Raw genomic sequence first — 21,912 nt, forward strand, 5'->3', positions numbered from 1 at the left:
CATGAGCAACAAGAACCCGCACAAGTCCCGGCAGAGCACCACCGCCCGCGAGCGCCTCAAGCAGGCCCAGCAGGCCGAGGCCCGGGCCGCCAAGCGCCGCCGCGGCCTCACCGTCGCCGTCTCGGTCGCCGCCGCGGTGGCCGTGATCGCGGGCGGCACCGCCATCGCCGTCTCCAGCGCCTCGAAGGACGACGGCGCCTCGACGGCCGCCGCGGTCGCCCCCGCCAACACCGCGGGCACCGACGACACGGTGGTCGTGTACGGCAAGGCCGACGCCGCGCACACCCTGGCCGTGTACGAGGACTTCCGCTGCCCGGTCTGCCGGGCCTTCGAGACCTCGGCCGGCAAGACCGTCCAGCAGCTCGCCGACCAGGGCGACTACAAGATCGAGTACCACCTGGCCACGTTCCTGGACAACAACCTGGGCGGCACGGGCTCGAAGACCGCGCTGGCCGCGGCGGGCGCGGCGCTCAACGAGGGCGTCGACAAGTTCAAGGCCTTCCACGACGTGCTGTACGCCAACCAGCCGTCCGAGTCCGAGGACGGCTTCGGCGACGTCAACCACCTGCTCGACCTGGCCGGCCAGGTCCCCGGCCTGAAGACCGAGGCCTTCACCAAGGCCGTCACCGACGGCACCTACAAGGGCTGGGCCGCGAAGGTCTCCACCGCCTTCAACAAGAGCGGCGTCTCCGGCACCCCGACCGTCAAGCTGGACGGCAAGACCCTCGCCGTCATCGGCCAGGACGGCAAGCCGGTCACCGGCGAGCAGTTCACCGCGCTGGTCCAGCAGACCGTCGGCGGGTGACCCGGTGACCGCCGTCCGCACCCCGGTCGCCGCTTCCCGCGGCTACTCCTGGCTCCTGCTGGTCACCGGCCTGCTCGGCCTGGCCGCCTCCGCCGTCCTCACCCTCGACAAGCTCAAGCTGATCGAGAACCCGTCCTACCAGCCCAGCTGCAACATCAACCCGATCATCAGCTGCGGCTCGGTCATGCGCACCAGCCAGGCCGAGGCCTTCGGCTTCCCCAACCCCCTGATCGGCCTGGCCGCATTCGGCGCCCTCGCCGCCATCGGCGCCGGCCTGGTGGCCGGAGCCGCCTACCGCCGCTGGTTCTGGCTCTCCCTCCAGGCCGGCACCCTCCTCGGCCTCGGCTTCGTCATCTGGCTGATCGACCAGGCCCTCTACCAGATCGGCGCCCTCTGCCCCTACTGCATGGTCGTCTGGGCCGTGGTCATCACCGCCTTCTGGTACACCACCCTCCACAACCTCCGCACCGGCACCCTCCCCGCCCCACCCACCCTCCGCCGCCTCGCCACCCTCCCCTTCCAGTGGCTCGTCCCGACCGCCGCCTACCTGGTGATCCTCCTGCTGATCCTCAACCGCTTCTGGTACTACTGGTCCACCCTCCTCTGACCCACCCCCCACAACGGCCCCCACCTGCACCCCCGCAGGCGGGGGCCGCTCTTCGAACCGGAGCAACCCACGGTCCCGGCAGGGACACCGCGCCGTGCGACAGCGGTCCGCAGCACCCGCGCGGACACCCCGCTGGCCACGATCGTGTGTCGTGAGGCGCCCGGCTCGATCCGGGCCGGAGCGGTCGGTCAGTGGTCGCGGGTGACGGACCAGGCCGGTAGGTGGGTGAAGAAGGCGGTGGCTTCGGGGCGCCAGCGGGTGTGCCAGGTGGCGGCCAGGGCGGCGGCGCGGTCGGCGTGGTGGACGGCTTCGGCGTGCAGGGTGCGGTCGATGCCGTGGGTGCGGGCGAGGTCGCGGACAGGGGCGAGGGCGTCGGCGTCGGGGTTGCCCAGGGCGGTGTGCAGGGTCCGGCGGCCGGTCTCGTCGGTGGCGGCGAGCAGGGCGCGGACGAGGTAGCTGCGGCGGCCGGAGCGGATGTCGGTTCCGAGGGGTTTGCCGAGGGCGGCCGGGTCGCCGAAGAGGTCGAGCCAGTCGTCGTGGATCTGGTTGGCGATGCCCAATGCGGTGGCGTACGCGCGCAGTTCGGCGTCGTGGGGGGCGGGGTCGGCGCCGGCGGCGAGCAGGCCCAGGCGCAGCGGGGCGAGCACCGAGTAGCGGGTGGACTTGTACTCGGTGACGGTGTGCAGGAACGCGGTGTCGGGTGCGGGGTGGAAGTCGCGTTCCAGGTCCAGGAGTTGGCCGTTGACGGCGGCGGCTCCGGCGTCGGCGGGGACGGCGGCCATGGCCAGGGCGCGGTCGGCGGGCAGGTCGCCGGTGAGCAGGACGCGGACGGCGAGGAAGGCGGCCAGGTCTCCGGCGAGGACGGCGAGGGCGAGGGCGGTGTCGGGCCGGTCGGGGAACTCGTCCCGGTAGGCGTAGTAGGTGGAGGGGCCGCCCCGGCGCACGGGGGCGTCGTCGATGAGGTCGTCGTGGATCAGGCCGTGGGTGTGCAGCAGTTCGATGCTGATCGCGGCCTCGTCCAGGCCGGGCACCGGACGGTCGGTGACCAGGGCGGCGGCCTCGTGCAGCAGGGCGACCCGCAGGCGCTTGCCGCCGCGCAGGGACAGTTCGCGGACCAGGTCGAGGGCGCGGGCGGGGAACCTGCCGTGCGGGGGCGGCTCCAGGGGGCCCGCCGGGTCGGCGAGGGTGTCGAAGTAGGCCGCGAAGCGGGTCTCGAAACGGCGTTGGTGGTCGGCCGCGCGGTGCAGGGCTGCGGTGAGGGCGTCGTTCACGCCGTCAGGTTGTCACGCCGGTCGGCGGGGCGGCCCGGCGGGAGCGTTCCGGGAGCCCCGGTGCAACGGGGAATCCGCCCCGGTGGGGGTCGGCTGCCGGGCTCCGGGGACGGGTTACCGACTCGTCGGTTGGGCCCGAACCGGCCCGGTACGCTGGGCGGGTGACCGTGACCCCCACCCCACCGTCCACCACGCCACCGTCCACCACCCCGCCGTCCGCCGCCGCGACGTCCGCCCCCGCGCCGGAACTGGCGCGGCTGGAGCTGGCGCTGTCCGCGCTGGTCCGGTGGAGCGAGAGCAGGCACATCCGCGCCGAGGTGGCCCGCCTGGCCGGGTACGACATGCCGTCCAGCGCGCTGCGGCTGCTGGAGCACTTCGAGGTGGCGGGCCCGATGCGGGTGTCCGACATCGCCGAGTGCCTGCGCATCGACATCTCGACGGCCTCGCTGCAGTTGCGCCGGCTGCGCGCCGACGCGCTGGTCGTCCGCCGCACCGACCCGGCGGACGGGCGTTCCAGCGTCATCGCGATCACCGCGGAGGGCCGCCGGGCGCTGGCCAAGGTCCGGGCCGCCCGCTGCGACCTGCTCGCCGAGGCGTTCGGTGCCACACCGCCCGACCAACTCGGCCGCGCGGCCGACGTGTTGGGCCTGGTCCAGGAGCACATGCTCGCGTCGGCCCCCGCTGTCGAGCGCCCGGACGAGGCAGGGGAAGGGGAGTGACGGGGCGTCAGATCGCCGCCGGGCTGACGGTGTTCGGCCCGGACACCGCTCCCCCGCTGGTGCTGGTGCACGGCATCCGGCTGTCCGCCGCGATGTGGCGCCCGCACGCCCGCCGCCTCGCCCCGGACTTCCGGGTCAGCACCCCCGACCTGCCCTGCCACGGCGCCCTCGCCGACCGGCCGTTCACCCTGGACGAGGCCGTGGCCACCGTCCGCCGGGCCGTCCGGGAGGCGTACGGCGCGACCGGGCGGCGCCCGCTGCTGGCCGGGCTGTCCCTCGGCGGGTACGTCTCGTTGGCCCACGCCGCCCGCCACCCCGAGGACGTCGCCGCGCTGCTGCTGCACGGCTGCACCGCCCGCACCACCGGCCGCTCGGGCCGCGCGTACGCCGCCGCCGGACGGCTGAACGACCGGCTGGGGCCGGAGCGTGCGGCCCGCTTCCAGTCCTGGGCGATGCGCCGGATGCTGCCGCCTGAGTCCGCCGAGGCGGTCCTCGCCGGGGGCTTCCACCTGCCCGCGCTCACCGAGGGCGTCGCCGAGCTGCGCCGCCACGACTTCCTGGCCCTGGCCGGTCGGCTGACCACGCCCACCCTGTTCCTCAACGGCGGCTCCGACCTGCCGTTCCGGGCCGACGAGCGCCGCTTCCTGGCCGCCGTCCGCGCCGCCGGGACACCGGCCCGGCTCTTCCACACCCCCGGCGGCCACCTGCTCAGCCTCACCGACCCGGACCGCTTCGCCGCCCTGCTGCGCCGCGCCCACCGCGAACTGCTCCCGGCGGCGGGCTGAGCGCTCAGCCCCGCAGCCGGTACACCACCGCGTGCCGCCCCGGGCCGGTCGGCACGCTCGGGTCGAGGAAGTCCGCCGCCGGGTCGTGCGCCATGCCCAGGCGCCCGGCGACGGCCCGCGAGGGCGCGTTGTCCTCGGCGATCACCGCCAGGATCTCCGGCAGCCCCAACTCCTCGAAGCCGTACCGGAGTACGGCCCGGCCCGCCTCGGTGGCGTAACCGTGGCCCCAGGCGTCCCGGTGCAGCCGCCAACCGGCCTCAACCCCGTCGAAGGGCATCTCCTCGTCCACCGGGTCGAGCCCGGCGAAGCCCAGGAACCGCCGCTCCGAACGGAGTTCGACCGCCCACCAGCCCCAGCCGCGCAGCTCCAGCTCGGCCCGGAAGCGCTCCAGCGCGGCGGCGGACTGCTCCCGGTCGAGCACCGTCCCGAAGTACCGGCGCACCTCCGGGTCGGCGTTGAGCTCCGCCCACCGCTCCAGGTCGTCGTCCCGCCACTGGCGCAACAGCAGCCTGGACGTGGTCAGTTCGACAGCCGCCATGGCCGCACTCTCCCTTCCGGTCGCGAACCCGCGGTTCAGTCTCCGACGAACAACAGCCAACTGCCGGGCGTGGCCGAGCAGTCGGCGAGCATCCGGCCCAGGTCCCGGACGGCTTCCCGCTGCCCCGGGGAGTCGGCCAGCGCCTCCAGCCGGGGCAGTTCGGCGAGCGCCGCGCCCGCGTCCTGCTCGTTCAGCGCGGTGTCCCGGCAGGGGTCGATCCGCCCCAACCGGCCTTCCTTAGGCCCCAGTCGGGACAGCACGACGGCCAGCGGATCCCCGTGCTCGTACGAGCCGCGCAGCGGCCGGGAGTGGCGGTTCGGGCGCTCCGGGTACAGCTCGATCTCGATGCCCATCAGCCGCGCACCGCCCCGGCCAGCACCTCGGCGGTCAGCGCGTCCGCCGCGTCCAGGACGGCGGCCAGGCTCACCGGGTCGGTGCCGGCGAACCGGAACAGCTCCTGGGCGCGCCGCTCGAACTCCGGTGGGGCGCAGGGCAGTCGGCCGGCCGAGGCGATCGCGCCCTTCTCGTTGACCACCCACCGGCCGGCCCGCGCGTGCAGCGCGTGCACCAGCAGGCCGACGGCCCGGAACAGGCAGCCGGCGACGTACCCGGCGTCCCCACGCTTGGCACCCTTGCGCGCGTTGGCCAGTGCGAACGGCGCCTCCCAGGCGGCGTCCGACTCCAGCGCCCTGGTCAACTCGGCGGGGAAGCAAGCGACTTCGGCCCGCAGCGCGGCCAACTCGCCGGTCGGGTCGGCCAGTACCCGGGCGAGCGCCAGTTCGCCGAGGTAGGCGTAGGAGGGCACGCCGTACGGGTGCCCGGGCTGCTGGCCGCTCTCGTACCGGCCGTGGCGGGCCTCGGCGGCGTAGCGGCGCACCCGCCGGACGTCCCGGTACAGCCAGTCGATCCGGACGGGGCCGATGTCCAGCCAGGCGCCGCCGTCCACCCAGGGGCCCCAGCCGCCGGGTTCGGAGACCTCGACGGGGCGGCCGCACAGGTCGGCGGCCAGCGCGCGCAGGGCGCCGGTGTCCAGTTCGCCGGGGCGGTAGTAGAGGCCGAGGTCGTAGTCGGAGCCGGGAACGTGCGTGCCGCTCGCCCGGCTGCCGCCCAGGCAGACCCCGACGATCCCGCCGACCCGCGCCAACTCGGCGGCGATCCGGTCGAGTTCACCCACGCCGAGTTCACCCCCGCCGGGTCCGGTCCCGTCCGGTTCCGCCGCCGCACCGCTGCTGTGATCAGTCATCGCCCGCCACGATGCCGCAACCGCACCCCCGTCCGCCAGCCCTTTTCGCCCGGCCGGGGGAGGCTCGAAGCACACCCGGACGGGCCCGGCGGGAACGCGAAGAGGTGCGGTGGGGGCGCCGCACCGCCCCCACCGCACCGCCGGCCGCCACCCGCGAGGCGCCCGGTACGGGGCCGGACCGCCGGAACCGCCCCCGTGACACGGCTCCGCTGTCGTCCGGCCCTGGCTCGACCGACCGGGGCCGCCCGCCCCGGTTCCGTCGGACCGGCTCAACCCGCCGCGCAGGCCACCCCGTTGAGGGTGAAACCGGTCGCCGCGGCCGCGTTGCCGGTGTGGTTGGCCTGGAAGCCGAAGCTGGTCGAGCCCCCGGCCGGGATCGCCGCGTTGTACGACAGGTTGCTCGCGCCGACCTGGCCGGTGGCCGGGCTGACGGTCGCGTTCCAGGCGTTGGTGACGCTCTGCCCGCCGGGCAGCGTGAAGGCCAGCTTCCAGCCGTTCACCGCGCTGCCGCCGGTGTTGGTGATCGTCACGTTCTCGGTCAGCCCGGTGTTCCAGGCGCTGACCTGGGTGCTGACCTTGCAGGCCGCCCCGGTCGGCGGCACCGACGGCGAGGCGGAACCCGAAGGAGAGGACGAGGGAGAGGACGACGGGGAGGACGAGGGGGACGGCGAGGCCGAGGAGGACGGGGACGGCGAGGAGGTGCTGCCGCCGAGCGCCGTCACCACCGCGTTGTACGCGGCCTTCGGCTGGTAGTTGGCGTCGTACATGGTGGCCGCGCCGTAGCCGGAGAAGAAGTCCGGGATCCAGGAGTCCGGGTCGCCGACGCCCCACTGCGAGACGCCCACGCAACCGGACACCGCCAGGCAGGAGTTGACCACGTTGGCGTAGTCGGTGGCCTGCTGGGCGAGGTTGGCGGCACTGGCCGGGACGGGCATCCGGTCGTCCAGCTCGGTGATGGCGACGTTCACGCCGAGCGCGGTGAAGCGCTGGATGTTGGCCTTCAGGGTGCCGGGCACCTGGCCGACGATGAAGTGGCTCTCGAAGCCGACGCCGTCGATCGGCACGCCCTGCTGCTTGAGCGAGGACACCAGCTGGTACATGGCGTCGCTCTTCGCGCCCAGGCCCTCGATGTTGTAGTCGTTCAGGTAGAGCTTGGCGTTCGGGTCGGCGGCGTGCGCGGTGCGCAGCGCGTCGGCGATGTAGCCGGAGCCCATGGCGTTGGTGAAGGCGTCGGTGCGCAGCGTGCCGTCCTCGTTGAACGGCTCGTTGACCACGTCCCAGGAGTAGACCTGGCCCTTGTAGTGGGTGGCCTCGGTGGTGATGTGGTTCTCCATCGCGGCCTGCACCTGGGCGGTGGGCAGGCTGCTGACCCAGTTGGGCAGTTGGCTGTGCCAGACCAGGGTGTGGCCGCGCACCCGCATGCTGTGGGCCTTGGCGAAGGAGACGATCTGGTCGCCGGGGCCGAAGTTGAAGTTCCCGGCGGAGGGCTCGGTGGTGTCCCACTTCATCTCGTTGCCGGGGGTGACCATGTCGAACTGGGCGCCCGCGATGGCGGTGATGGTGGAGCTGTTCAGGTTCGACTGGGTCAGGGCGGTGCCGAAGTAGCTGCCCTTGGCCTCGGCGAGGTCGCGCAGGGTGGTGCCGGCCGCGCCGGCCGGGCCGCTGCCGACGGTGGCGGCGGCCAGCAGTCCGCCGGCTGCGGCGAGGGCGAGCGCCGCGAGGGCGCGCCCGGGCCGGCGTGCTGCGCGCAACTGTGCAGCCATGGGGGGTCCTTCCGGGGGGTGGGTGGGGTGCACGGACCGTACGGCGGCCCGCGCGGCCCCGGCAACGGCGGCCGGACGCCCCCCGCCCCGGCCGGGGGGCGAAATTTTCGACCGTCGTTCGACCGACGTTCGACGCCCACCGCCCCGACCTGCGGCGGGACCCCGGAACGACCGGGCGGCCGCGGCCCCGGCACCCCGGGTCCGCGGCCGCCCCGACCCGCCCCGTGGGCGAGAAAGTTACAGCCGCCGCACGTCAGCGCCCTGCGCCGCGGCGGCGGGAACGAGCTCCTTGCCCATGCAGACGCTCAGCTCGTGGTCCTTGTAGTAGCCGAACTTGCCGATCTCGGCGTAGCCCTCGGAGGCGTAGAGCGCGATCGCCTCGGGCTGCAGGGTGCCGGTCTCCAGCACCAGCCGGGTGCGGCCGGCCGCGACGGCGGCGTCCTCCAGATGGCGCAGCACGGCGCGGGCGTAGCCGTTGCCGCGGGCCTCGGGAACGACGTACATCCGCTTGAGCTCGGCGTCGCCGTCGCGCAGGCCGTCCGCGTCCCGCTCCTTGGCGCGCCAGCCGCCGCAGGCCACCGGCAGACCGTCCCGGTAGCCGATCACGAACAGCCCGGCGGGCGGGTCGAAGTGGTCGGTGTGGACGGCGGTCTGGTCGCCGTCGCCGTACCTGCGGACGTACTCCTGCTGGACGTCGGCGGCGAGCTGCTGGGCGTCGGGGTGTCCGAAGCCGGTGGTGCGGATCTCCATGGCGCCAGGGTACGGGCCTCCCCGCCGGCCCCGGGGGCGGCCCGGGGCCGGGACGGGGCCGGGACGGGGCCGAGGCGGGGCCGGGACGGGGCCGAGGCGGCCCGAAGCCCGAGCGGCCCGGGGCCGGAGCGGGGTTCAGGCCCCGGTGAGGCGGGCGACCAGGTCGTCCTTGCCGAACATCCGGGCCGCGTCCAGCGCGGAGGGCGTCCCGGCGCGCGGGTCGGCGCCGTGGGCGAGCAGGGCGTCGACGACCTCGGTGGCGCCCTTGAAGACGGCGCCGGCCAGCGGGGTCTGGCCGCGGTCGTTGGCCCGGTCGGCGGTGGCGCCGCGCTCCAGCAGCGCAGTGACGGCGGCGGCGTGGCCGTGGTAGGCGGCGAGCATCAGCAGGGTGTCGCCGCGGTCGTTGGTCAGGTCGGCGGGGGCGCCCGCGTCGAGGTACCCGGCGAGCAGCCCGGCGTCGCCGGTGCGGGCGGCGTCGAAGAGCCGTCCGGCCAGGGCGATCACCTCCTCGTCGGGCTGCGCGGCGGCATCGGGCTGCACGGTGGGGTCGGCCTGCACGGTGGGGTCGGTCATCGGGGGTGTTCCGCCTTCCGGTGGGCGGCCGTACGGGGCGGCCGCGCGTCTCGTCCTGGTCGTGCCACCGCGAACGCTAGCGGACACCCGGGCGGAGCCGCCCCGGCGTGGTGCGACACCGCCGTTCGGGCGAATTCCGGGTGTGCGGGGCGCGGGCGCGCCCCGCGCGGGGACGCCTGACTGCGCCGGTGCGATCCACTGGCCACGTGCACCCGCGGGCGCCGACCCGCACCCCGGGACGTATACCGCCGATCCGGGTGCCCGGGTGAGATCCACCCGTTTGCCGCACCCCATCATCTATTACTTCTTGTCACCATTGAGGCACTTTCCGTTACACCGTCCCCGCCCCTCGTGAGGAGCAATCCCGTGATTCTCTCCATCTCCGGCATCGTCCTGTTCGGCGTCATCGCCTTCCTCTTCTTCCGCCGGGACGGGTTGAAGATCTCGCATGCCCTGGTGTGCGCGCTGTTCGGCTTCTACGTCGCGGGCTCCTCGATCGCGCCGAGCATCCAGGCGGGCGGCGCGAGCCTGGCCAGCCTGATCGGCGGCCTGAAGTTCTGAGCGGTCCCTGCTCCTCACGGCCCGGGCGCGGACATCCCACCGCCCCGGGCCTTCTGCCGACTCCCCCGGCCGGTGCCCCGCCGGCCGGGCCGCGGTTCCCCTGACCGCACCCGGCCGGCCCCCGCGGTTCCCCACCGCACCCCGCAGCACCCAGCACCCCGCATCCCGCGCCCTCCCGTCCCTCCCGTCCCTCCCGCCCTCCGGAGCCCGCATGTCCCTCACCCGCCACCTCACCCGGGGCCGCGACCTCGCCCGCAGCGCCGGTGACCACGCCGCCGACGTGTTCGCGCCGCTGGCGCTGATCGGTCGCGGCCTGCGCCGCCACGCCGACTGGGCCAAGGCCCGCTGGGCGGCCACCCCGAAGGAGCGGCGCGGCCCGACGCTGCTGGTCGGCGCGGCCGTGGCGCTCGGCGTCTTCCTGCTGCCGCACGGCCCGCTGCTGGCGATCGTCGCCCTGGTCGCCTCGGCCGCCTGGGTCGGCCGCTCCCCCAAGGCCCCGGCGGAGCCGGAGCCGGCCCCGGCGGAGGTCAAGCTGCCCGCCCTGTACGCGGCGCTCACCCCGTACTTCGGCGGCTACGACGACCCGGGCGCGCTGTACCGGGTGGACGGCGAGTGGCAGTCGGCGTTCGGCGGCTGGGAGTTCGACCCGGACGGCCGGCTGGCCGCGCTGGAGATCGCCTATCCGGCGTACTTCACCGACACCGAGCCGGCCGCCCGGGCCCGGATCGAGCAGGTGGTGCAGGGCAAGGCGGGCCGCTCCCGGGAGTACCGCTTCGACTGGGACGAGGAGTCCAACCGGCTGCGGGTGGCGGCGCTGTCCCCGCTGCCCGCCGACATCGCCGCGCAGCGCTTCGTGACCGCGCCGGGCGAGATCGTGCTCGGCTTCACCGACGACGCGGGCAGCCACCGCACCATGCCGGTCGAGCAGGGCGGCGTCACCGAGCAGCAGCCACCGGTGATCTGGCGGGTCGGTCCGCGCTCGGCCGAGCCGCACCTGCTGGCGCTGGGCGCGCCCGGCCACGGCACCTCGACGCTGCTGCGCTCGATCGCGCTGCAGGCGCTGCCGTACGGCGACCTGGTGGTGGTGGACGGGGCGAGCACCGGCGAGCACGCCTGCCTGGTGAACCGGCCGGGCGTGCACACGGTGGAGACCAGCCTGCACGGGGCGCTGGCCGCGCTGGAGTGGTGCGCGCGGGAGACCGAGCGGCGGCTGGTGGCGCTGAACGCGGCCCGGCACCACGGGCTGGCGGCGCCCGCCGACGTGAGCCGTCCGCTGTGGATCCTGCTCGACCACCTCACCGAGCTGTCGGAACTGGCGCACGCCGAGGGCCGCACCGACCCGCAGGAACTGCTGGAGGTGCCGCTGCGGCACGGCCGGGCGGCCCGGGTGACGGTGGTGTTCGTGGACGCGCTGGACGCCCGGGACCGGATCTCGGCCACCGTGCGCACCTGCACCCGGGCCCGGGTGGTGCTCGGCCCGGTGAACGCCGAGTCCGGCCCGGCCGCGCTCGGCGGCCCGCTGGACATCGCGCCCGCCGCGCACACCCCGCCCGGGCGCGGCTACGCCCGGATCGGCACCGCCGCCCCGGTCCGGCTGCAGGTCCCGGTGACCGTCGACCCGCTGGACGAGGACGCCCCGGCCGCGCTGCGGGACGCGGTGGTCGCGCTGCTGCCGCACCGCGACACCCGCACCGAGGCGGCCGCGCCCGTCCAGCTCCGCGCCGGGGCGGTGGCGCCCGCCGAGCCGGTCGCGGCCGAACCGGTGGCGGCCGATCTGACGAAGGACGCGGCGCAGGTTAGTCCGCGCCCGGTCTGGTAAGAAGTCCGTCGGGTTCGGCGCTCTCCGGCGGACCAGAAGTGCACAAAATGTGACACGCCGGGTGATAACACCGCTCAGATGTGACAAAACGGGCGACCATGGGTACAAACAGGGGCGGCACGACAGGCGACGTATGTCCCGGACGGGAATCTTCGTCGGAGGTCGAGCGTTGGACCCAGCGACGAAGACAGCGACCACTAGTCCTGTGGGCAAGAAGCCCGGGAGGCACGATTCATGAGCGAGCGAGCTCTCCGCGGCACGCGACTCGGGGCGACCAGCTACGAGACCGACCGCGGCATTGACCTGGCACCCCGCCAGACCGTCGAGTACGCATGTCAGAACGGACACCGCTTCGAGGTCCCGTTCTCGGTCGAGGCGGAGATTCCCGTGGTGTGGGAGTGCCGCTTCTGCGGTCAGGAGGCCGCCCTCCTGGACGGCGAGGAGCCGGAGGAGAAGAAGACCAAGCCCACCCGCACCCACTGGGACATGCTGATGGAGCGCCGGACTCGCGAGGAGCTGGAGGAGGTCCTGGCCGAGCGCCTGGCCGTCCTGCGCTCCGGCGGGATGAACCTGGCGATCCACCCGCGTGACTCGCGCAAGTCCGCCTGACGCGCGCACCCCGCACCACCGCACCAACGCCGAAGGGCCCCGGTTCCCCCCGGGGCCCTTCGGCGTTCCCCTACGGCCTCAGCACTTCACCGGCCGGTCAGGGGGTGGTCAGGGGGTGATCGGCGGGCGGTAGCCGGTGTCCGAGCCGGACGGGCCGGCGGAGCCGTGCGGCGGGTCGACGACCTCGCCCTGGACGACCTTGCCGTCGGGCCGGTGGATGCGCAGCTGCTCCTGCAACCGCATCGCGTCGGCGAACCGGTCCGCGCCCACCGGGGAGGTGGAGCGCAGCGCCGAGCCGGTGATCCGGCGACCGACGGCACGCCACAGGGCGCGGGTCGGCGGCAGCAGGAAGGTCACGGCCAGCAGGTCGGACAGGAAGCCGGGGATCATCAGCAGGATGCCCGCCAGCACCGTCATCGAGGTGCCGGTCTGCGGCTGCGCGGACTGCGGGTCCTTGGACAGCTCGACGGCGGCCCGGAACGCCCGCGCCCCGGCGCGCTTGATCACCGTGCCGCCGAGGAACACCCCGCCGACCAGCAGCAGGAGGGTCAGGAACCAGCCGATCCAGCCGGCCACCACCGTGACCAGCCAGACCTCCAGCACCAGCCAGGCGGCGACCAGCAGCGGCACGGTGCGGGCGAGCCTGCCTCGGCGGGCCGGGCGGGCCGGGGTTGCTTGCTGGGACACGGTACGGATCCACTCCATCGCGGTGCTCTCCGCGGCGGCCGGCCTCTCCGGCCGCGTCCACGGCACCACCCAGCACAACGGCCCCGGGGCCCGCCGTGTTCCGACGGGGGCTCGGCGCGCTCCCGGGGCCGTCGGGGCCCGTCCGCGGCTCAGGCCGCGGCGTCGGCCTCCCGCTCGGCCGCGGCCCGGCCCTCCGCCCGGCGCCGGCGCACCGCGCCGGTCGCCGCGAACGCGCAGGCCAGCACGCCGCCCACGGCCAGCACCCACTCCGGCGCGGCACCGACCCGGTCCGCGACGGTCCTGCCGTCGCGCAGCGGCACCAGCGCGTTCAGCACGGCCTGCTCCATCTCGCCGGTGCGCTGCTCGACCGTGCCGTCGGGGGTGATCACCGCGGAGACGCCGCTGGTGGCCGCGATCAGCACCGCCCGCCCGTGCTCGACGGCCCGCAGCCGGGACATCGCGAGCTGCTGCTCGGTCTGCCCGGTGCGGTTGTAGGTGGCGTTGTTGGTCTGCACGACGATGACCCGGCCGCCCTCGTTGACGGCGTCCCGGACGATCTCGTCGTACGCGACCTCGAAGCAGATCACGTCGCCGATCCGGGCCGGGCCGAGCTGCATCACGCCGTTGTGGGTGCCGGGGTAGAAGTCCCGGGCGACCCGCTGCAGGCGGCTGATCACCTTGGACAGCTCGGTGCGGAACGGCACGTACTCGCCGAACGGCACCGGGTGCTGCTTGGTGTAGGAGGCGCCGGGGCCGGTGACCGGGTCCCAGACGATGCCCTCGTTCTGGACGTGCTGCTCGTCGGGGCCGTCGACCAGGGCGCCGACCAGGGTGGGCACGCCGACCGCCTTGACCGCCTCGTCGATCCGGGCGTACGCGGCCGGGTCGGTGAACGGGTCCAGGTCGGAGGCGTTCTCCGGCCAGATCACCACGTCGGGCCTGTCGGCCTTGCCGGCCGCGATGTCGGCGGCGAGCTTCTCGGTGGCGGTGGCGTGGTTGTCCAGCACCTCCATCGGGCGGCCCAGGAAGTCCATGCCGGGGCGGTCCACGTTGCCCTGGACGAGGGCGACCTTCACCGTGTCGTCGGCCGAGGTCGGCACCGGCACCGCGTACCCGACCCCGACCAGCGCGAGCGCGCCCACCGCGCCGACCCCGGTGCGCCAGGGCATCTCGGTGTCGGTGCGCCGGGCCCGCACCGCGCTCAGCGCGGCCCAGGCCAGCAGGGTGCCCGCGGCGGCGACCGCGAAGGTCACCAGCGGGGCGCCGCCGAGCGCGGCCAGCGGCGTGAACGGGCTCGCGGTGTTGGCGAACGCCAGCCGCCCCCACGGGAAGCCGCCGAACGGCAGCCGGTCGCGCATCCACTCCTGGGTGACCCACAGCACCGCGCCCCACAGCGGCCAGCCGCGCAGCTTCGAGGTCAGCGCCGTGCCCGCGCCCATCAGCGCCAGGAACAGCGCCTCGATCAGCGACAGGCCGACGGTGGCGTCCCAGCCGACCGGGCGCAGCCAGGACAGCAGCACCACGAAGAACGGGACGCCGAACGCGAAGCCGATCCAGGCGCCGTGCCGGGCGGTGCGGCCGCGGGTGAGCAGGGCGAGGGCGGCGACCGCGAGGACGGACAGCGGCCACAGGTCGAACGGCGGGAAGGCGAGGGCCAGGGCGAGGCCGGAGAGCGCGGCCAGCGCGGTCCTGGCCCACCAGGTGCGGCGGCGGCCGCGTCCGGGGGCCGTCGGCTCCGCGTCCTGCTCGGCCACCGGCCGCTCCTGCTGCTCGTGCTGCTCGTGCGAAACGGGCAGTGCCACCTGCGCACCACCTCTCTGCCTCGGGATCGTCTCCGCGCGCGAGGGGCACAGCTGTTCCACCTCGTTCGACGTCCCAGGAAAGGTACCTCACTCCCCCGCCCGCCCCGCGCGGCCGACGGCCCGTCAGCGGCCGACCTGCGGGCGGTGCCCGGCCTGGGGCAGCGCCTCCTCCAGGGTGCGGGCGACCTGGAGGAGCAGGTCCTCGCGCCAGGGGGCGGCGACCAGCTGGACGCCGACGGGCAGCCCGGTGGCCCCGTCCCGGTGCAGCGGCAGCGAGAGGGCGGGCTGGCCGGTGACGTTGAACACGGAGGTGAACACGCCCATCGGGTAGGAGTTGCGGACGGCGGCGGCCGGGTCGGCGGCGGTGCCGGTGCGCCAGGCGCCGATCCGGGGCGGCAGGCAGGCCATGGTGGGGGTGACCAGCAGGTCGAAGCCGGCCAGGAAGCCCTCGACCAGGGCGCGGGAGAGCCGCTGGGCGCTCTGCACGGCCCGCGCGTAGGCCCAGGAGTCGGCGGCGTGCGCGGCCTCGCGCAGCGCCCGGTTGTGCGGTTCGACCAGGTCGGGGTCGGTGAGCGGGACGGCGGCGGCGCCGGTGTTCCAGATCGCGGTGAACGCGCCGACCAGCTCCTCGGCGGGCGGCAGCGGCAGCGGGGTGTCGACGACGTGGTGCCCGGCGTGCTCCAGGGCGCGCAGCGTCCGCTCGACGGCCGTGCGGCAGGCCGGGTCGACGGGGACGCCGGCGACCGGGGAGTCGGTGAGGCGCCCGATCCGCAGGCCGGCCGGCGGTTCCTGCTCCAGGGCGGCGGCGTACCGCAGGGCGGGCGCGGGCGGGGACCACCAGCTGCCGGGGTCGTGCCGGGCCAGCACGTCCAGGACGGCCGCGGTGTCCTCGACGGTGCGGGTGACGACCCCGGCGGCGGCGAGGCCCTCGACCAGGACGGTGGCCTGCGCGACCCGGCCGCGGGTCGGTTTGAGGCCGACCAGGCCGGTGCAGGAGGCGGGGATCCGGATCGACCCGCCGCCGTCCTCGGCGTGCGCGATCGGGGCCATCCCGGCGGCGACGGCGGCGCCCGCGCCGCTGGAGGAGCCGCCGGGGGTGCGGGCGGTGTCCCACGGGTTGCGGGTGATGCCGAGCGCGGGGCTCTCGGTGAACGGCAGCGCCCCGAACTCCGAGGTGGTGGTCTTGCCCATCGGCACGAACCCGGCCGCCACCAGCCGGGCCACCACCGGGTCGGTGGCCTTCGCGGGCTCCCGCGAGGTGGCCCGCGAGCCGTACGTGGTCGGCCAGCCGGCGACGTCCGCCAGGTCCTTCACCGGCAGCGGCACGCCCAGGAAGGGCGGCAGCCGCTCGTCCCGGCCGGCCGTCAGGACCCGGTGCTCGGCGGCCCGGGCGGCGGCCAGCACGGCCTCGTCGTCGCGGTGGCAGAAGGCGTTGAGCACCGGGTCGAGGCGGTCGGCGCGCCGCAGGTAGGTCTCGGCGAGCTCCACCGGGCCGATCTCGCGGCGGCGGACGGCCGCCGCGAGGTCGAGTGCGGGGGTGAACGGGTCGAACGGGTCGGCGGGCATCGCGCGGTCCTCTCTCACGTGGTGCCCACCACCCTGCGCGCCCCGCCCGCCCCCGGTCTTGGACGAATGTCCGGCCCCTCCGACGGGGGCGCGGGCGTCAGGCGGTGCGCCGGTGGACGGTGCGGCCGCGGACGACGGTGCGCAGGCAGACCGGGAGGGGGTGGCCGGGGGTGAGGTCGGGCAGGCCGGGGGTGCCGGAGCGGGGGTCGGTGGACCAGCCGGCAATCCGGGTGTCGGGGGCCTGGACGACCAGGTCGGCGGTGGCCCAGATCGCGTAGGAGGCGGCGGCGCCGGGGACGAGGACGCCGTCGGCGTCGTGGCCCAGCGCGCGGTGGCCGCCGCGGGTGTGGGCGGTGAAGGCGGCGCGGACCGAGATCCGGTGCTCGGGGGTGCGGTGGAAGGCGGCGGCCCGGACGGTGCCCCAGGGGTCGAGCGGGGTGACCGGCGCGTCCGAGCCGAAGGCCAGCGGGAGGCCGGTGCGCAGCATCGCCGCGAAGGGGTTGAGCCCGGCGGCGCGCTCGGCGCCCAGGCGGTCGGCGTACATGCCGTCGGGGCCGCCCCAGGCGGCGTCGAAGGCGGGCTGGACGGAGGCGGTGAGGCCGAGTTCGGCGAACGCGGCGAGGGTCTCGTAGGTCAGGGCCTCGGCGTGCTCGACCCGGTGGCGGGCGGCCTTGACCCGGTCCAGGCCGAGCCGGTCGGCGGCGGCGCGGACGCCCGCCACCACGGCGCCGATCGCGGCGTCGCCGATGGCGTGGAAGCCGGCCTGGAGGCCGGCCTCGGTGCAGGCGGTGACGTGGTCGGCGACCTGGTCGGCGGTGAGGTAGGCGGTGCCGGTGTGCGCGGCGTCGGCGTACGGGTCGTGCAGGCAGGCGGTGTGCGAGCCGAGGGCGCCGTCGACGAAGAGGTCGCCGCCGGCGCCGACCGCGCCGAGGCGCTTGGCGGTCGCGATGCCCTCGGGGCCGAGTTCGCCCCAGTAGCCGTACACCTCGGGGCCGTCGGCCTCGGCGGCGAGGGCGAGCAGCGCGGCGAGGTCCTCGGCGGAGGAGATCTCCGGCCCGGCGCACTCGTGCAGGGTGCCGATGCCGAGTTCGGCGGCCCGGCGCAGGGTGGCGTACTGGGCGTCGCGGCGCTGGAGCGGGGTGAGGTGGGCGAGCGCGGCCTGCCGGACGGCGTGGTGGGCGTCCCGGGTGAGCGGGCCGGTGGCGTCGTACCCGGGCAGCGCGTCCAGGCCGGGGACGAGGGCGCGCAGCGCGCTGGTGGCGAGGCCGGAGTGGACGTCGGTGCGGGAGAGGTAGAGCGGTGCGTGCCCGGCGGCGGCGTCGAGTTCGGCGAGCGCAGGGGCGCGGCGCTCGGGCCAGCGGGTCTCGTCCCAGCCGTGGCCGATCAGGGCGCCGCCGGCGAAGGAGGCGCCGAACGCGGCGGTGCGGTTGAGCGCTTCGGCGAGCGAGCCGCAGTCGGTGAGGTCGAGGCCGGTGAGGGCGAGGCCGGTGGCGGTGGCGTGCACGTGGGCGTCGACGAAGGCGGGGGTGACCAGGGCGCCGTCCAGTTCGACGATCTCGTCGGCGGTGTCGGCGTACGCCTCGGCGGCTCCGTCGCTGCCGACCCAGGCGACGTGCTGCCCCTCGACCAGCATGGCGGTGGCGAAGGGGTCGGCGGGGCTGTAGACGTTGCCGCCGCGCAGCAGCACGGTCCGGTCGGTGCGTTCGGTCATGGCGTCCAGTCTCGCACCGCGGACACCGGCGCCCGGACCGGGGCGGGGCCGCAGGTCAGAGCTTGGGCGGGCGGGCCTCGTACGGGGTGGAGAGGACGACGGTGGTGCGGGTGGAGACGCCGGCCGCGGAGCGGATGCGGGCGAGCAGGTCCTCCAGGTCGCCGGGGCCGGGGACGCGGACCTTGAGGATGTAGTTCTCGTCGCCGGCGACGCTGTGGCAGGCCTCGATCTCGGGCAGGCCGACCAGGCGCTCGGGGGTGTCGTCGGGGGCGCTGGGGTCGAAGGGCTTGACCGAGATGAACGCGGTGAGCGCCAGGTCGACCGCCTCGGGGTCGACGATCGCGGTGTAGCCGCGGATGACGCCGCGCTGCTCCAGGCGGCGCACCCGCTGGTGCACGGCCGAGGTGGACAGGCCGGTGGCCTTGCCCAGGTCGGTGTAGCTCATCCGTCCGTCCTGGAGCAGCAGCTGGACGATGCGCTGGTCGAGTTCCTCCACAAGGCGTCAACCTACTCGATCGCGGCCGGGCCGTGCAGACAGCTCACCGGGGGGCGCATGTGGGGGGCACATGCCAAGGGAATGTGGCGAGGAACACATTCGATGCATCACCGTGCGCCGGAGTGCAGGGTTATGACGCCCCCTCACTGGGAAGTGCTGCTGGTGGCCCGGACAACGAGAGGCTCCGGCCCGATCCTAGGGGGATCACGATGCCTTCCACCGACCAGCGTTCCGACGTCGAGGACGAACCCGGCGCGCCCGAGGCGTCCTTCGGGACGGACCCGGGCGCGGCCGACAGCTGGGAGATCGTCCGGGTGCACTGCCCGGAGTGCGACCGCCCGATCGCGTTGATCGGCGACGAAGAACGCCTGCCGCAGCACGCGGTGCTCACCTCCGCGTGGAACCCCTTCCAGCCCGCGATCTGCCGGGGCACCGGCGCGCCGACGGCCGACCTGCCGGAGTGCGAGGAGCAGCCGGAGCGCGAGGGCCTGGACAACCTGGTCATGCTGCCGACGGCGCTGGACTGGCGCACCCAGCCGTTCTCGCACGCCGGGGCCCACCGCGCGGTGCGCGCGTTCCTGCCCTCGCAGCGCGACCGCCGCGCGGCCTGAGCGCGGTCCGCACAGGGCCGGAGCAGGGCCGGAGCAGGGCCTGAGCACGGCCCGCGGAGAAGCCGGACCGTCCCCGACGGTCCGACGTCCCGGCGAGGGTGCCGCCCGCGGTGCCCTCCGGGATCACCCCCGGTGACGGCGGGCCGGCCCCCGTACCCTGGCCGGATGGACGCCGCCGCCCCCGACGCCACCCCCTCCCCCGAACCGCCCGCCCGGCCCGGACCGCCCCCGCCGTCCGAGCTGTCCGCGCTGGCCGCGGGCCTGCTGGCGCTGCCGCCCTCGCTGGGGCCGGTGCGGCTGGTCGCGGTGGACGGGCACGCGGGTTCCGGCAAGACCACCTTCGCGGGACGGCTGTCCGCCGCGCTCGGCGGCGCGCCGGTGGTGCACCTGGACGACCTGGCGACGCACCGGGAGCCGTTCGGCTGGACCGGGCGGCTGCGCGAGCAGGTGCTGGAGCCGCTGGCGCGCGGCGCGGCGGGCCGGTACCGGGTGTACGACTGGACGGCGCGGGAGTTCGGCGCCGCGCGGGAGGTGCCGGCGGCGCCGGTGGTGCTGCTGGAGGGGGTGGGCGCGGGTCGGCGGGCGGTGCGCCCGCAGCTGGCGGCGCTGCTGTGGATGGAGCTGGACCAGGCGGCCGCGCGGGCCCGCGGGGAGCTGCGGGACGGTCCGGAACTGGCCGAGTTCTGGGCCGGTTGGTCGTGTGCGGAACAGGCGCACTTCGCGGCCGACCCGAGCCGTCCGCACGCCGACCTGCGGGTCGACGGGGTCACCGGGCGAATCCTCCGGAGCACCCTGAGTGAACCGGCCAGACCCCTCTTGACCTGCGGCGTCATCAGGATTTAAGTTCTGCGTGTCGCGGAAAGCAGTTGAATCCGCAACCACAGACACGGCGTCTCCGGCTTGTTCCCCCGTGAGCCGGAGGCGCCGTCCTGCCCTCCCCCGCGCCCGCCGGGATGCGATCGTCTCGCGCCATTCGAGCCGCGCGGCACCCTTACGGATCAGCGCCGCGCCGGTACCATGCCACGCAGGCGCGCAGAGGAGCGCCCCGAGGGTCTGGCGGGGGGCGTCAGTGACGGTGGAGAGTTCCGACGGCAGGGGTCCCGCCGCGGCGGGTCCGGATCCGGACGCCGACCGCGCCTGGTCGCGTGCCATGGACGCCTACACGGCCGGTTCGTACGCCCGCGCGGAGGAGGAGTTCCGCGCCGCGGTCTACGTCGACCCCGGCATGGCGGACGCCTGGCTCGGGCTGCACGCGCTGCGCAGCGACACCGCGGGCGCGCTGCTGGCGATGCACCGGCACCGGGACCGCTTCGGCGAGCAGCGCGAGCGGCACCGCCGTCCGCTCAGTTCCTGGTACTGGCTGGGCTGGTGGGTGCAGCCGGTGCTGGAGACCCCGCAGGACCTGGCGCTGGCGCACGCCTCGCACTGGCTGGACGGCCGCCACCTGGCCGAGCTGGAGCAGGCCCTGACGGCCTGTCCGCCGCCCGAGCAGGAGCCCGCGGTGCGCTTCCTGCACGCCTGTCGCTCCTACCTGTTGAAGGACTGGGAGCAGCTGATCCGGGACACCGACCGCCTGCTGGACGACCCGGTGCTGGGCATCGAGGCCGGTCTGTTCGCCGGCATGGCCCGGGTCCGCCTCGACATGTGCGCGCAGGCCCAGCGCCCGCTGGCCGCCTCGCTGACGCGCTGCCGCTCCGAGCAGCCGCAGCGCAAGGAGCTGCGCTACTGGCTGGCCCGGGCGTACGAGGGCGCGGGGCGCAGCGCGGCGGCGCTGCCGCTGTACCGGGCGGTGCACCGGGCGGACCCGGCGTTCATGGACACCGAGCAGCGGCTGGCGGCGATCGCCGCCGAGGACGGGCTGCTGGACGGCGAGGCGTTCGGCGAGTACCGGGGCGCGGCGGCCGCGCTGGAGGTCCTGGAGGAGCTGGAGCCGGTGGAGTTCCGCGGCGGCTCCGGCGGGGTCAGCGAGGAGGCCTGTGCCGAGGAGGAGGAGCCGGCCGCGGCCGAGCCGGGCCGGGCGCAGTTGGCCGAACGGGCGGGCGGCGCCTCGGCGCTGTCGCCGCGCGCGGGCGGCTGGCCCGCCGCGCAGGCCGTCCCGGCCTCGGGCCCGAACCCGGCCCCGGCCGCCCGGCTGGAGCTGGACCAGGCGCTGGCCGAGCTGGAGGCGATGGTCGGCCTCGACCCGGTCAAGCGTCAGGTGCGGGCGCTGTCGGCGCAGTTGCGGATGGCCCGGCTGCGGGCGGACCGCGGGCTGCCGGTGCAGCCGCCCAAGCGGCACTTCGTGTTCTCCGGCCCGTCCGGCACCGGCAAGACCACGGTGGCGCGCATCCTCGGCCGGGTCTTCCACGCCCTCGGGCTGCTCTCCGGCGACCACCTGGTGGAGGCCCAACGGGCCGACCTGGTGGGCGAGTTCCTGGGCCAGACGGCGGTGAAGGCGAACGAGCTGATCGACTCGGCGCTGGACGGCGTGCTGTTCATAGACGAGGCCTACTCGCTGGCCAACTCCGGCTACAGCAAGGGCGACGCGTACGGCGACGAGGCGCTGCAGGTCCTGCTGAAGCGGGCGGAGGACAATCGGGACAGGCTTGTCGTCATCCTTGCGGGGTACCCGGACGGCATGAATCGACTACTGGCAACGAACCCGGGTCTGAACTCCCGATTCACCACCCGGGTCGACTTCCCTTCCTACCGGCCGGCCGAACTGGCCGACATCGGCCTGCAGTTGGCACGGGCCGACGGTGACGGCTGGGACGTGGACGCGGCCGAGGAACTCACCTCGATCTGTGGGCACGTGGTGGCCGAGGGCTGGATCGACCAGCTCGGCAACGGCCGCTTCGTCCGCACCCTGTACGAGAAGTCCTGCGCCTACCGGGACCTGCGGCTGTCCGGCCAGCGCGGCGCGCCCTCCCGCGAGGACCTGGCCACGCTGCGCCTGCCGGACCTGCTGCAGGCGTACGGCGAGCTGATCGACGGCCACCAGTGAGGGGCCGTCGGGA

At 75.3% G+C, this 21,912-nt stretch carries 22 protein-coding genes; 10 read left to right on the plus strand and 12 right to left on the minus strand.

The window, feature by feature from the left end; genetic code table 11:
* Position 1: 1 nt before the first annotated feature.
* Together HUT16_RS04730 and HUT16_RS04735 are read left to right on the plus strand one after the other, a co-directional pair.
* Complete coding sequence (locus HUT16_RS04730) at positions 2 to 805, plus strand: thioredoxin domain-containing protein (protein WP_176185743.1); 804 nt, start codon at positions 2 to 4, stop codon at positions 803 to 805.
* A gap of 4 nt (positions 806 to 809) precedes the next feature.
* A complete protein-coding gene (locus tag HUT16_RS04735) occupies positions 810 to 1,412 on the plus strand; it encodes a vitamin K epoxide reductase family protein (RefSeq protein ID WP_176185745.1) in 603 nt (200 codons plus the stop codon).
* A 188-nt stretch (positions 1,413 to 1,600) separates the two neighbouring features.
* Here HUT16_RS04735 and HUT16_RS04740 read toward each other — a convergent pair whose 3' ends face one another.
* The gene (locus HUT16_RS04740) at positions 1,601 to 2,683 is read right to left on the minus strand and encodes a polyprenyl synthetase family protein (protein WP_176185747.1); all 1,083 of its coding nucleotides are present in this window, start codon (positions 2,681 to 2,683) and stop codon (positions 1,601 to 1,603) included.
* Positions 2,684 to 2,844: 161 nt separating this feature from the next.
* On the opposite strand from HUT16_RS04740, the gene HUT16_RS04745 reads away from it, so the two are divergent.
* Positions 2,845 to 3,402 carry a MarR family winged helix-turn-helix transcriptional regulator gene (locus HUT16_RS04745; RefSeq protein WP_254897638.1) on the plus strand — a complete coding sequence of 186 codons (558 nt, stop codon included), beginning with the start codon at positions 2,845 to 2,847 and terminating at the stop codon, positions 3,400 to 3,402.
* The gene (locus HUT16_RS04750) at positions 3,399 to 4,187 is read left to right on the plus strand and encodes an alpha/beta fold hydrolase (RefSeq protein WP_176185749.1); all 789 of its coding nucleotides are present in this window, start codon (positions 3,399 to 3,401) and stop codon (positions 4,185 to 4,187) included. The genes HUT16_RS04745 and HUT16_RS04750 overlap by 4 nt, the downstream gene beginning before the upstream one ends.
* A gap of 4 nt (positions 4,188 to 4,191) precedes the next feature.
* Here HUT16_RS04750 and HUT16_RS04755 read toward each other — a convergent pair whose 3' ends face one another.
* The 6 genes from HUT16_RS04755 to HUT16_RS04780 all read right to left on the minus strand — a co-directional run bounded on the left by HUT16_RS04755 (position 4,192) and on the right by HUT16_RS04780 (position 9,054).
* On the minus strand, positions 4,192 to 4,725 hold the full coding sequence (locus tag HUT16_RS04755; protein ID WP_176185751.1) for a GNAT family N-acetyltransferase: 534 nt from the start codon (positions 4,723 to 4,725) through the stop codon (positions 4,192 to 4,194).
* A 35-nt stretch (positions 4,726 to 4,760) separates the two neighbouring features.
* A complete protein-coding gene (locus tag HUT16_RS04760; RefSeq protein ID WP_176185753.1) occupies positions 4,761 to 5,078 on the minus strand; it encodes a hypothetical protein in 318 nt (105 codons plus the stop codon).
* Positions 5,078 to 5,968: a nucleotidyltransferase domain-containing protein gene (locus HUT16_RS04765; protein ID WP_176185755.1), complete on the minus strand. Its 891-nt coding sequence runs from the start codon at positions 5,966 to 5,968 to the stop codon at positions 5,078 to 5,080. The genes HUT16_RS04760 and HUT16_RS04765 overlap by 1 nt, the downstream gene beginning before the upstream one ends.
* A gap of 269 nt (positions 5,969 to 6,237) precedes the next feature.
* Entirely contained in the window at positions 6,238 to 7,731 is a 1,494-nt protein-coding gene (locus tag HUT16_RS04770) for an endo-1,4-beta-xylanase (RefSeq protein WP_176185757.1), read from the minus strand.
* A gap of 237 nt (positions 7,732 to 7,968) precedes the next feature.
* Positions 7,969 to 8,481 carry a GNAT family N-acetyltransferase gene (locus tag HUT16_RS04775; protein WP_176185759.1) on the minus strand — a complete coding sequence of 171 codons (513 nt, stop codon included), beginning with the start codon at positions 8,479 to 8,481 and terminating at the stop codon, positions 7,969 to 7,971.
* Between the two features lie 135 nt (positions 8,482 to 8,616).
* Positions 8,617 to 9,054, minus strand: coding sequence for an ankyrin repeat domain-containing protein (locus HUT16_RS04780; RefSeq protein WP_176185761.1), 438 nt, complete (start codon positions 9,052 to 9,054; stop codon positions 8,617 to 8,619).
* 366 nt (positions 9,055 to 9,420) lie between these two features.
* Here HUT16_RS04780 and HUT16_RS04785 point away from each other — a divergent pair, with 366 nt between their 5' ends.
* The 3 genes from HUT16_RS04785 (at position 9,421) to HUT16_RS04795 (ending at position 12,043) form a co-directional block, all read left to right on the plus strand.
* The gene (locus tag HUT16_RS04785) at positions 9,421 to 9,615 is read left to right on the plus strand and encodes a hypothetical protein (RefSeq protein WP_014134294.1); all 195 of its coding nucleotides are present in this window, start codon (positions 9,421 to 9,423) and stop codon (positions 9,613 to 9,615) included.
* Between the two features lie 211 nt (positions 9,616 to 9,826).
* A complete protein-coding gene (locus HUT16_RS04790) occupies positions 9,827 to 11,434 on the plus strand; it encodes a hypothetical protein (RefSeq protein ID WP_176185763.1) in 1,608 nt (535 codons plus the stop codon).
* A 234-nt stretch (positions 11,435 to 11,668) separates the two neighbouring features.
* Entirely contained in the window at positions 11,669 to 12,043 is a 375-nt protein-coding gene (locus HUT16_RS04795) for an RNA polymerase-binding protein RbpA (RefSeq protein ID WP_014134296.1), read from the plus strand.
* 108 nt (positions 12,044 to 12,151) lie between these two features.
* Here the strand turns inward: HUT16_RS04795 and fxsA are convergent, their stop codons facing one another.
* The 5 genes from fxsA to HUT16_RS04820 all read right to left on the minus strand — a co-directional run bounded on the left by fxsA (position 12,152) and on the right by HUT16_RS04820 (position 18,305).
* Positions 12,152 to 12,730 (minus strand): FxsA family membrane protein, encoded by a 579-nt coding sequence (gene fxsA / locus HUT16_RS04800; RefSeq protein WP_254897639.1) that lies wholly within the window; start codon positions 12,728 to 12,730, stop codon positions 12,152 to 12,154.
* A 149-nt stretch (positions 12,731 to 12,879) separates the two neighbouring features.
* Positions 12,880 to 14,532 (minus strand): apolipoprotein N-acyltransferase, encoded by a 1,653-nt coding sequence (gene lnt, locus HUT16_RS04805; RefSeq protein ID WP_176185766.1) that lies wholly within the window; start codon positions 14,530 to 14,532, stop codon positions 12,880 to 12,882.
* Between the two features lie 123 nt (positions 14,533 to 14,655).
* Positions 14,656 to 16,116: an amidase gene (locus HUT16_RS04810; protein ID WP_176185768.1), complete on the minus strand. Its 1,461-nt coding sequence runs from the start codon at positions 16,114 to 16,116 to the stop codon at positions 14,656 to 14,658.
* Positions 16,117 to 16,195: 79 nt separating this feature from the next.
* Positions 16,196 to 17,809, minus strand: a complete 1,614-nt coding sequence (locus HUT16_RS04815) for an amidohydrolase (RefSeq protein ID WP_176185770.1) — start codon at positions 17,807 to 17,809, stop codon at positions 16,196 to 16,198.
* A gap of 55 nt (positions 17,810 to 17,864) precedes the next feature.
* Positions 17,865 to 18,305 carry an Lrp/AsnC family transcriptional regulator gene (locus tag HUT16_RS04820; RefSeq protein ID WP_176185772.1) on the minus strand — a complete coding sequence of 147 codons (441 nt, stop codon included), beginning with the start codon at positions 18,303 to 18,305 and terminating at the stop codon, positions 17,865 to 17,867.
* 209 nt (positions 18,306 to 18,514) lie between these two features.
* Here HUT16_RS04820 and HUT16_RS04825 point away from each other — a divergent pair, with 209 nt between their 5' ends.
* The 3 genes from HUT16_RS04825 (at position 18,515) to HUT16_RS04835 (ending at position 21,899) form a co-directional block, all read left to right on the plus strand.
* On the plus strand, positions 18,515 to 18,916 hold the full coding sequence (locus HUT16_RS04825; RefSeq protein ID WP_176185774.1) for a hypothetical protein: 402 nt from the start codon (positions 18,515 to 18,517) through the stop codon (positions 18,914 to 18,916).
* Between the two features lie 165 nt (positions 18,917 to 19,081).
* Positions 19,082 to 19,759, plus strand: a complete 678-nt coding sequence (locus HUT16_RS04830) for a uridine kinase (protein ID WP_254897640.1) — start codon at positions 19,082 to 19,084, stop codon at positions 19,757 to 19,759.
* Between the two features lie 307 nt (positions 19,760 to 20,066).
* Positions 20,067 to 21,899 carry an AAA family ATPase gene (locus HUT16_RS04835; protein ID WP_254897641.1) on the plus strand — a complete coding sequence of 611 codons (1,833 nt, stop codon included), beginning with the start codon at positions 20,067 to 20,069 and terminating at the stop codon, positions 21,897 to 21,899.
* Positions 21,900 to 21,912 lie beyond the last annotated feature (13 nt).

It is taken from the genome of Kitasatospora sp. NA04385 (genome assembly GCF_013364235.1).
In the GTDB taxonomy this organism is placed as follows: domain Bacteria; phylum Actinomycetota; class Actinomycetes; order Streptomycetales; family Streptomycetaceae; genus Kitasatospora.